This is a genomic window from Cohnella sp., assembly GCF_041640265.1.
Classification (GTDB): domain Bacteria; phylum Bacillota; class Bacilli; order Paenibacillales; family Paenibacillaceae; genus Cohnella.
The window spans coordinates 74,739-85,635 of the sequence record NZ_JBEQAP010000016.1 but is presented as its reverse complement, the minus strand read 5'-3'; the positions used below and the strand labels follow the sequence as shown (position 1 = coordinate 85,635).

Here is a 10,897-nt window from a genome sequence, read left to right as displayed (position 1 = left end):
TTTACCTCCCTCTCTTTTTCTTTGACATTGTTTATATTGAAGATGAAGAAAGCGATTACAATCAAATAGAGGAGGGACTTTTGATGAAAATGTTTTTGAAGGCATTCAGCATCACGCTGGCAATCGTCATCGCGGTTACCGGTTATCCCTGGCAGCCTGCGCCTGCTGAGGCTGCCCCGTCGACCAGCATCACGGTCAACCCGATTCCAAACGAGATTCACCGGATCTCGCCCCGTTTTACCGTGGTTGTAAACGGCGTAAACGCACCCGTGGTGGACGGCCAGTACACTACGACGATTTTGGAGAACGGCACGACCCGGACGATCAAACCCGATTACCTGGGTTACGATTATACGACGTTCACGGCTTCGCCTGGGGAAACCGAAATCGTCATCCGGTGCCGGAGCGTCATCAGTTCCATCAGCGTAAGTCCGTTGAAGCTCGGTATTACCCCCGTCAAGGTCGACGACTATACGTATAAATTCACGATTGGAAGCCAGCAGTACTTGATCGTAAACATCAACGGCAGCAAGCTTGCGGTGACTCGGGACGATTCTGAAGCCTACGTCCCGGCACTGGGCGCGCCAGGCGTTTTCAACGTCGCGAGCTACCTCGGTTCCACCGATGCAACCCAGCAGGGGAACATGCTGGCGACGGCCGCCGCGTTCCAGCAGGCGGTGAACGATGCGAGCGCCTACGGGACGGCGGCCGGAGGCGGAAAGAAAGGAATCGTATACGTGCCGCCTGGGCTATATTACATGGGCAACCTGATGCTGAAGAGCAACATCGCCCTTTATCTGGCCCACGGGTCTGTACTCCGGATGACGGACGACTACTCGAACTACCGGGTCGATTTTTTCAAGGCCTCGCTCGGCAGCAACGGCCGCAACGGCACCTGGTGGATCTACACCGAGAATAATTCGAGCAACATCAAGATTTTCGGCCGCGGAACGATTGACGGCAACGGACATTATTTCCAGAAAGACAAGCCGGCGACGGATCCTGGCTTTGCCGCCCACCTGGTCACAATCATTGGCACGAGCAATTTCACGCTGGACGGACCTGTCATCTTTCAAGCCCCGTTCTGGGGAACGATTACGGCGCGGGCGGACAACGTGAACATTTCGAACATCAAATTTTTCAATTCACTGGACGGAAACGAGAACGACAACCTGGACATCAACGAATCCCAGGTTGTGCGGGTGTGGGACTGCATCGGCATCGCGCTGGACGACAACTTCTCCACCAAAACGTGGGAAGGGAAGGGGACGATGGCGAACTGGTACGGCGCCTCCGAGCCGCTGGACGACGTCATTTTCAACAATGTGTTCGGATGGACGGATCACGCCACGTTTAAGCTTGGGCACGGGGCGCACGAGAACCAGACCAACATCACGTTCAAAAACAGCGTCACCTATAGCGCCATGCGGGCGATCGGGATTGAGCACGTATACGGAGACGGCGTATGGTCGGGCATCACCTTCGACAACATCGACATCGAAAATGTGGGCAGCGAAGGTTGGTTTAAGGCCTGGATCGATAACGGCGGCGGACTTGGCGTCGGCCCGATCTCAAACATCACGATCAAAAACATCAACGTGCGCCACAGAGGCTCGGCTTCTTGGTTGAAAGGCTACAGCAGCTCGGCTATGATCTCGAACATCACGTTTGACAATATCAAGACGCTGGGCAATCCCGACCCGGTAACCAGCCTGGGGGAACTGAATATTACCAATACGGCCTTCTACCAGAACGTCAACTTTATACCGGATCGCAGGTTCGCCACGCTCTACCGGATTCAGGCGGAGAACAACAACGGCCTGTTCGGGGTAGACTGGAACGGCAGCAAGAGCATCAAGCATTTCGCTTCCAACGATACGGATGCCGTCGGCTACCAGATCGGAGGCATTGCCGACGACAATTACGCACTGTACAAGGGCGTTGATTTCGGGGCCAATACTTCGGACGTTAACATCAGGTACGACGCGCCCAGGGCGGTCCGGATCGAACTGCGCCTGGACAGTCCGTCGGGAACGCTGGTGGGATCCAGGGATCTTGCCGGAAACAACAACACGTGGTTGCAATGGAACAACTATAATATCCCGGTATCGGGCGCTTCAGGGGTGCACGATCTCTATGTGGTGTTCCGGGTATCCGGCTCTACGCAAGAAAACCAGCTGCTCGGAAGCCTGAACTGGTTCGAGCTTACTAGAAGCTTCTAGATTTTCTTAAGCGAAAAGGGGAGCGGCCTATCCATCAATTGACTTTGATGGGTGGGCTTTCTTTTATGCAATATTCCTATATTGTGAATGCGGGAGGGTCGTGACATAATCGAAGTATTATTGTCGAAAAATATTAAACCTCCATACAGGCAGGGTGTGACTTCTGTGCTCGGAATCAACAAGCTATCGTTTGGCAGCAAGCTAAAGTCGGCATTTCAAGCCATAACCATCCTATCAATTCTCGTTACGGGCGGCTTCTCGTATTATATAACTTCTACTATTATCGAGAACAACGCCATGAAGCTTACTCAGGACACGGTCGTCCAATCGGCGCAAATCGTGGATGAGAAGCTGGGTAAGCTGATGCTCGTCATGATGACCTTCATGATAAGCGAACCGTTTCAAAATATAATGGATGATGTTTCTGCAGGCGAGGACAAACGGTACTTCACGCATTTGTCCAATCTGGACAATGCCTTCTCCCAAGCCAGAATTGCGGAACCTTTAATTCATTCTATTTACATATCAACGCCAATAGGAGAGTTCTACCCTCTAGCTATAAACCGCAACCGGCAGACCGTCTTTAATGAAACGCCTCTATTCGAACGGTTTAACCTGGAGAAAAGAAATATCTGGGTGGAGGGGCACGAGGATATGCTGTTCTCGGGGAAAAATCGTGTTATTTCGCTTATTCTGGAGCCCATAATCGACAATACGATAAACGTAAAGGATGTTTATGTCGTCGTTAATATTCGAGAGGACGGAATTCGCAAGCTATTGGGCACGGAAACAGTAGGAGGCTCCTCCCGGTTTTTGCTTAATGCCGAAGCGACGCTTGTGGGATTAGAACAGAATCCTCTTGTAATGGAGGCCGTCAATAGCGGTTTAATGGGAGACATAATAAAGGACGAGCCTACGGGTTATACGTCTTACGAGCTAGAGAACGACTCTTATTTACTTAATTATGCTCGTCTGGGTATTAACGACTGGACCGTAATGGCCATACAATCTAAGGATCACGTCCTGCGGGACATGATCTACGTGAAATGGATGATTCTCTTTATCACGGTTTGCTGCTTTGTGGTTACGGTGTTCGTGTCGGGAGCATTCACCCGCTATTTGTTAAAGCCTCTGCATGGGCTGCAGCAGGTTATGAAGCGAGTCGAAAACAATGATCTATCAGCCCGGTTCAAGAGTAAAAACGAGGATGAGCTCGCACAGGTTGGCTTTCGCTTCAACCGAATGTTAGCGCAAATTGTTCTGCTAATTGATGAGGTTAAGCTAGCCGAATCCAACAAGCGGGCTGCGGAGATCAAGGCGCTCTCCGCGCAGATGGACCCGCATTTTCTATATAACGCGCTAAATACGATTTACTGGAAGCTTAAGCTGAAGCAAGTCGATCAATCTCTACAAATGGTTGTCTCTTTATCTCGTTTATTTCAGCTTGGACTTAATAAAGGGAATGAGATTACAACGCTGGATAAGGAGCTTCAGCATGTCCGTCAGTATTTGGAGCTGCAGACTTATTGTTATGAGAATTTGTTTGAGTATGACATTCGAGTGCGGGAGTCATCGTTGATGGAGATGCCTGTTCCTCGTATTATGCTGCAGCCGCTGGTGGAGAACAGCATTCAGCATGGGTTTCAAGACATGGAGAGCGGCGGCCTGATAACGATTGATATAGATATCGACTCGGAATTGGGACATTGGACTTTAAGTGTACAAGACAACGGCTGCGGGATGGAGATAGAGACAATCCATTCCTTGCAAAGGCAGGACCCAGAGCGGGGTTATGCGATCGGGAATCTGAAAAGCCGTTTGCAGCTTTATTACGGTGATCATGCGGAACTGAACATTCTGAACCCGAGCCCTCCGGGCAAAGGGACCATCGCTCTTATCACGATTCCTTTGAAGGGGATGAATCCAGATGTACAAGCTTGAACAGGTTAGTCTGTGTATAATCGATGACATTAAGAGCGTAGTGGACGGCCTGATGTCTATAGAATGGGCGGGGCAAGGCATTACGGTCGCAGGCACCTCGGCTAATGGGGAAGATGGATTGGAGCTTGTGAGACGTGCCAGACCGGACATCATCATCACGGATATCCGGATGCCCAAGATGGATGGGCTTACGATGCTGCGTGCTATATTGGAGTTGAACTATTCATGTAAGGTCATTCTTATAAGCAGCTACACCGATTTCGATAATGCTAAACAGGCCGTTCAGCTCGGTGCATTTGATTTTGTCGTTAAGCCCTTCACAGAGGAAGACATTATGGAAGCTGTGCTGCGGGCAAAGGCGCAAGTCATGCAGGAAAGATCGCGGCTCCTAAGTGTACGGGAGATGGAGCTCAAGCTGCGTGAAAGCTTGCCTGTGCTTAGACAGGAGTATTTCTCTCTTCTAGTAAGCCATCAGACCTCTTGGGAGAGAGCGGCGGAGCGCTGGGAATTCCTTCAAGTTGATCTCATTCATCGCGGCTTTGTTGTTGTATTGCTAGAAATCGATGGTTTTCAAGAGCGGTCTGAAGATCTTTCAGTCCTTGAGGTGGAGCTGAATCGGTTTTCCCTGCAGAATATTACAGAGGAAACGATTCAGGTTTATGCAAAGTGTGTGGTGTTTCGAGGTAAGAATAATCGTTTCGTCGCCGTAATGAATGATTCCGAATCGCTCAGCACGACTCGGATCGCAGAGAAATGCTGCAAGAATATAGAACGGTACACGAAGTTTACCGTTTCTGTCGGAGTAGGAGGAAGGGTCGAGGAAATTAGCGAGCTTCCGAATTCTTATCGGCAGGCTGATCGGGCACTGACATATCACCTCTTTACTGGAGGCAACGGAGCGATCAGTTACGAAGAGCTGCCTAAGACGGATCTGCAAGCGCCTTTGTCGCTGGAACGCAAGGATGAGCTGTTGCTTGTCCTGCGCTCTGGCAACGGTGACCGGGCCGAAGAAATATTGGCTGACATTTCGAATTCGCTGCAGATGATGACCTCAAGGCCGAATCCGAATTATTTGATTAGCCTTTACGAGGAGCTGGCGGCTTCAGCCATTCGGATTTTTTACGAGCTGGTGCCGTTTGCAGAGGTTCAACCGCTTGTCGAACGATTTAAGGCGAAGTGGGGAATGTCGGGTTTAACGTTATCCGAGCTGGAGCAGCAGCTATTGGCACTATGCCATGAGGGTGCAGACTCGGTCAGGAAAAATACGTTATCGGAGGCGCAGACGGTCATCTATAGGTCGCTGGATTATTTAAACAGTCATATCGATCAGGATGTGACGTTAACGGAATGCGCGGCTTATGTCCATCTAAGCGTCAGTTATTATTCGAGCCTGTTTAAGAAAGTAACGGGTATGACGGTAACCCAGTACGTAACCGCGGAGAGAATCAACAAGGCGAAGTCGATGCTTGTTAGCGGATTGACGGTGCAAGAGGTTGCTTCTGCCGTAGGATACGAAGAGCGTCGGTACTTCAGCGATATGTTCAAGAGAACAACCGGGATGACTCCCTCGGAATTCCGGGCAAGTTATCATCCGGAAACCATCATCGCCGAAAGACAATAAAATCGTATCCTTGAAGAGTGGACTCACCCCACTCACTTCTTTGTCTGAGCGTCTTATAATGAAGTTGCAGCAAACAAAACTCGACAAAAGAGGGGCAGCGAATATGTTGAAAAAATGGTTTAGTCTAAGTTTGAGTGTTGTCTTGGCAGTGGTTTTATCAGCCTGCGGCAGCAATAACTCCGAATCGAGCAAGGAACCGGCTGCAGCATCAGCAAGCAGTGAAGCTCCATCAGCATCAGCATCAGCATCCGCTCCAGCGGAGAAGAAGGTCATTAAATACTGGACGGACGACCGTCATGACCAAGAGTACATCAAGGAGCTTATCACGCAATTCAATTCCTCGAACCCGGATAACATTGAAGTCGAGCTAACCGTTCTGTCGGAGAATTACAACCAGAGCGTGGACATTGCATTCTCCAGTAATCAAGCGCCGGACGTTCTGAGATTGAAGAGCGCCAACACCGCACTCTTTTATAAAAAAGGATACTTGGCTCCCCTGGATGACTATCTTACAGGCGTGAACGAAGGGATGAAGACGAAGTTCTCCACCGGAATCATTGACGATGTAAACCGTTTCGGCGGCAAGCTATACTCTCTTCCGAATACGGGTCTGACTTTACGTCTTGTATATAACAAAGATCTGTTCGAGAAAGCTGGCATTACCAGCCCGCCGGTCTCTCTGCAAGAAATGGTGGACGATGCCAAGAAGATAACCGAAGCAGGCAAGAAAGAAGGTATCTATGGTTTTGCCCTGAATTTCAAAAACCCGAAAAGCGCCTTCGACCGTTCCGTACGTGAGATCTTGTCTCTCAGCGGTCACCAAGGTCTAGGATTTGACTTGAAAACGGGCAAGTTCGACTTCGCCCCTTATGCGCAGGTTATCGAATACTATAAACAAATGTATGACGAAGGCAGCATACTGCCTGGAGCGGAAACGCTGGATATCGATCCGCTGCGCGCTCAGTTCGCGGCCGGCAAGATCGGCATGTATTTATGCTTCTCAACTGAGCCCGGCGTGTATAAGGACCAGTTCCCGACTGACATCAATTGGGGCGGAGCCCTAGCCCCGTCGATTGACGGTACGCAACTAGGAACCTCCGAAATTGTATCGGCCGGCACATGGCTTGGAATTAGCGAAAAGTCAGCGAACAAGGATGCAGCTTGGAAATTCATGGCATATATGTATGGCGATGAAATTCAGACGACTTATCATGAGAAAGGCTTCGGGATCGCTATCGTGCCAAGCATTGCGGCAAAGGCGAAAAATCCGGATATCAAGGGTATGGAAGGATTTCTCGTCGGCAAATCCGACTCCCTGTGGCCAGTTTCTCCTAACGTAACTCCTGAGGGACTTAACTACGGCGATGCATTTTTCAAATATATGATATCCGGCGGAGATTTGCCGAAAATCACAGAGGATTTGAACACCAGGTATAACACAGCCTTGAGTACAGCAGTCGCGAAAGGCGACGTTAATGTAACAGTACTTCCGGACTTTGATCCAAGCAAGCCGTAAGCAAAATAATAGGGCGAGGGCAGGGGCTTTCGTGAGCTGTTGACGAAAGCCTCTTTCTCATTCCTGTAAGGAGGGTAAAAAATGTTCAGTTGGAGGCGGCTGCAAGAAAATTGTCTGTTTTTATTCCCAAGTGTCATCCTTACCCTAGTATTAGGTATCTATCCATTACTATGGATGCTGCGTTTTATGTTTTATGATTATCCCGGCTACGGCAACGAGCTGTTCATCGGCTTGGACAATTTCGAGCGGCTGGCGAGAGATTCCGAGTTCTGGAAGTCGGTTCAGAACACATTCGCGTTCGCGGCCGGCAAGCTGCTGATAACGATTCCTCTGTCTCTGCTTCTGGCCGTTCTATTAAACAGAAGCTTTCGCGGGCGCAATTTGTTACGGGCAGTCTATTTCATGCCAACGATTATTAGTACGGCAGTTATTTCTGTCGTCTTCTATATTATCTTCAATTCCTATAACGGCATGGTTAACCAGCTGTTAATGAAATATCATCTGATCGATCAGCCCATTTCCTGGCTCGGACCAAAATATGCCATGCTGACTGTAATTCTCGTGGCGGCTTGGGGAGCGGTCGGCAATTATATGCTGCTGTTCCTTGCTGGGCTGCAGAGCATTCCGCAGGACCTATACGAAAGTGCTTCAATCGACGGAGCGGATGCCGTGCAGAGGTTTCGGTACATTACGATTCCAATGCTGGGACCCATTATGCAGATCATTATTATGCTGGCGATTATCGCTTCGCTGAAAGGGTACGAAAGTATTATGGTCATGACTGACGGAGGCCCAATCGGCAAGACGGAGGTCATGTATTTGTACTTGTATAAGCTGCTTTTCCCGGTTCCGACAGGCCCGCCCGTCGAACAGCAATTAGGTTACGGGAGTGCCGTTGGTTTTGCCACGGCTGTCATTGTTGGACTAATCACGGCAATCTATTATTGTATGACTAAAAAAATGAACAAGGTATTCTAGGAGGCGAGTCTGCACATGAACGTACAGTCGTTATCTATTGAAAAATCATCGGCACGGCTCGCTAGAACCGTAAGTCGCACAGTGATGTGGTTGTTTTTACTGGCGACTGCTCTTCTGACCTTGTTTCCTGTATTAATGACTTTATCCGGTTCTTTGAAAAGCAACTCTGAGCTGATGACCGGCGGCGGATTGCTGCCTAAGGTATGGCAGTTCGCCAACTATTCGCTGGCGTGGGAGCAGACTAATTTCGCCCGATTCACTTGGAACAGTCTATTTCTGAGCATCGCGGTAACCATTGGCACACTGCTTGTAGCGGCCATGGCTGCGTATGTCGTCGACCGGAGGCAGTTTCCGGGGAAAGCGCTCTATGTTGGAGTTCAGGCATCGACGATGTTCATATCCGTTGGGGCAATCGTGCTGCGGCCGCAGTTCGATCTTATGGTCAAGCTTCATTTGAATACATCGCTGTGGGGGGTCATTCTCATTCTTGTGAGTGCTCATGCGACGACATTCTTTATTCTGATCGGCTTCTTCAAAGCGATTCCAAGGGATCTTGATGAAGCGGCTATGATTGACGGCTCGGGTTTTACTCGAACCTTCTATAAGATCATTCTTCCGTTGCTTGCGCCAGGGCTGGGGATTTCCGGACTGTTCGCGTTTCGGCATGCGTGGAATGAATATATTTTACCGCTCGTATTTACAATGACGAATCCGCAGCTGCAGACGTTGACAGTAGGGTTGGCGAATCTTCGTTATGGCTCGTCTGCCGCCATGCAGACCCATCTGATGATGGCTGGAGCTTGCTTGTCGATTCTGCCTATGCTGCTGGTCTACATGGTTGCGAACAAATCGTTCATGCAGGTCACGGCAGGTTCTATTAAAGGCTAGAGGAGGGAATCCCATGAACGAATTAACGATCGGCCCGCTGCATTCCAGTCCGGTTATCCACCGTCATCCTTCAAATCCGATATTGGCGCCGAAGGATGTCCCTTACGGTCCTGCGATGGTGTTTAATGCGGGAGTTACCAAATTTCAAGGCAAATACGTCATGGTATTCCGGAACGATTACGGGGATGCCGACAAACATACGATCCTGCCGCATAACACGACTAATCTGGGAGTTGCCTTTAGCGATGACGGCGTGAAATGGGAAGTTAAAGACACAACCTGCTGGACTTGGAACGATGAAGAGGTTATCCGGGTTTATGACCCGCGGCTGACCGTTATCGAGGACAAATGCTATATGTGTTTCGCGGTAGACACGAAGCATGGGCTGCGCGGGGGGATCGCCGTGACCGAGGACTTCGAACGCTTCGAAGTGCTCAGCCTATCCTTACCCGATAACCGGAACATGGTGTTGTTTCCGGGGAGGATAGCGGGCCATTACGTGCGTTTGGAAAGACCCTTTCCGGTTTATAGCCGGGGAGGAATCGACCGCTTTGATATGTGGATGAGCGATTCCCCTGATTTGCGCTATTGGGGTAACTCCCAGCTTCTTCTTGCTGTAGAGCAGGTTCCTTTCGCTAACGACAAGGTTGGGCCTGGGGCTCCCCCAATCAAGACCGAGAAGGGGTGGCTGACGACTTTTCATGCAGTCGATATTGACCGCAGCCGCGGTAAGAACGGCTGGGAAGATACATGGAAGAAGCGATATACGGCGGGGATTATGCTGCTCGATTCGGATAACCCAAGCAGAATCATCGGCTTGGCGAAGTGTCCTCTGCTTGCTCCCGAGGCGGCTTACGAGATAGATGGCGGGTTCCGCAACCATGTCATTTTCCCGGGGGGCATGATTCTCGAGGATTCCGGCGAAGTGAAAATTTATTACGGTGCCGCGGATACGGTGGAATGCTTGGCAACTGCTTATGTTGATGATTTAGTGCGCCTATGCTTGGAGGAGGGATAACTATGAGCTATGGTCAAGTGACCTTGCCGGCAGAAGATATACCGGTTTCCCGCGAGGTAGATGTTGTTGTTGTCGGCGGTGGTGCGGCTGGTATTGCTGCAGCTATAAGCGCTGCGGCTAATGGTGCGAATACGCTCCTCATCGAGCAAAGGGGATTTCTCGGTGGAATGGGCACGGTAGCCCTCGTTCCGGCGTTCTGCCCATTTACCGATAAAGAAAAACCAATCATCCGCGGGATCGGGCTAGAGCTAATGGAACGGATGAAGCAGGCTTGCAATTCGGATTACAGAAGTAATTACGAGAAAACGCTGGATTGGGTGCCTATTGATCCAGAGGTGCTCAAGAGAGTTTATGACAACGCTGCGCTAGAGAATGGTGTTTCGCTTTTGTTTCATACCTTAGTGTATGATGTTCTGCTTTCCGAGGATAAAAGAACCATTGAAGGCGTTATTATTGTAAACAAAACGGGCCGTTCTTTCGTGCGATGCCGTTATGTTATAGATGCCAGCGGGGATGCCGATATTGCAGCCCTTGCTGGAGTTCCGTTTCAGAAGGGCGGAGAGCATGGAGAGCTGCAGCCGGGCAGTATGTGTTATCTGCTTGCCAATGTGGACAAGAAGAAGTTTGCTCGGTTTCTTCGGGAATCCGGAGATTCGGGCCAGCTTCACCGCACGGTGGAACGGGCAATTGCCGACGGAGCTCTGCCGGAAGGA

General features: G+C 50.1%; 8 protein-coding genes. All 8 read left to right on the top strand.

Translation table 11 applies throughout. The features are described from left to right. The first annotated feature begins 83 nt into the window (after positions 1-83). Positions 84-2,222, top strand: coding sequence for a carbohydrate-binding protein (locus ACESLK_RS13685; RefSeq protein ID WP_373230051.1), 2,139 nt, complete (start codon positions 84-86; stop codon positions 2,220-2,222). 165 nt (positions 2,223-2,387) lie between these two features. After that, a complete protein-coding gene (locus ACESLK_RS13680; RefSeq protein ID WP_373230050.1) occupies positions 2,388-4,163 on the top strand; it encodes a sensor histidine kinase in 1,776 nt (591 codons plus the stop codon). Further along, a complete protein-coding gene (locus ACESLK_RS13675) occupies positions 4,150-5,784 on the top strand; it encodes a response regulator transcription factor (protein ID WP_373230049.1) in 1,635 nt (544 codons plus the stop codon). The genes ACESLK_RS13680 and ACESLK_RS13675 overlap by 14 nt, the downstream gene beginning before the upstream one ends. A gap of 103 nt (positions 5,785-5,887) precedes the next feature. Then, a complete protein-coding gene (locus tag ACESLK_RS13670) occupies positions 5,888-7,300 on the top strand; it encodes an ABC transporter substrate-binding protein (RefSeq protein ID WP_373230048.1) in 1,413 nt (470 codons plus the stop codon). 81 nt (positions 7,301-7,381) lie between these two features. Beyond that, a complete protein-coding gene (locus ACESLK_RS13665; protein ID WP_373230047.1) occupies positions 7,382-8,278 on the top strand; it encodes a carbohydrate ABC transporter permease in 897 nt (298 codons plus the stop codon). Between the two features lie 15 nt (positions 8,279-8,293). Beyond that, on the top strand, positions 8,294-9,166 hold the full coding sequence (locus tag ACESLK_RS13660) for a carbohydrate ABC transporter permease (RefSeq protein WP_373230046.1): 873 nt from the start codon (positions 8,294-8,296) through the stop codon (positions 9,164-9,166). 13 nt (positions 9,167-9,179) lie between these two features. Further along, entirely contained in the window at positions 9,180-10,184 is a 1,005-nt protein-coding gene (locus tag ACESLK_RS13655; protein WP_373230045.1) for a glycoside hydrolase family 130 protein, read from the top strand. 2 nt (positions 10,185-10,186) lie between these two features. Further along, positions 10,187-10,897 (top strand): FAD-dependent oxidoreductase (locus ACESLK_RS13650; RefSeq protein ID WP_373230044.1); only part of this gene is annotated, 711 nt, incomplete at its 3' end.

Excerpts from the sequence above, each read along its gene's own strand:
- ACESLK_RS13675 (WP_373230049.1), top strand. The coding sequence starts at position 4,150 with ATGTACAAGCTTGAACAGGTTAGTCTGTGTATAATCGATGACATTAAG.
- ACESLK_RS13660 (WP_373230046.1), top strand. The coding sequence starts at position 8,294 with ATGAACGTACAGTCGTTATCTATTGAAAAATCATCGGCACGGCTCGCT.
- ACESLK_RS13685 (WP_373230051.1), top strand. The coding sequence starts at position 84 with ATGAAAATGTTTTTGAAGGCATTCAGCATCACGCTGGCAATCGTCATC.
- ACESLK_RS13655 (WP_373230045.1), top strand. The coding sequence starts at position 9,180 with ATGAACGAATTAACGATCGGCCCGCTGCATTCCAGTCCGGTTATCCAC.
- ACESLK_RS13670 (WP_373230048.1), top strand. The coding sequence starts at position 5,888 with ATGTTGAAAAAATGGTTTAGTCTAAGTTTGAGTGTTGTCTTGGCAGTG.
- ACESLK_RS13665 (WP_373230047.1), top strand. The coding sequence starts at position 7,382 with ATGTTCAGTTGGAGGCGGCTGCAAGAAAATTGTCTGTTTTTATTCCCA.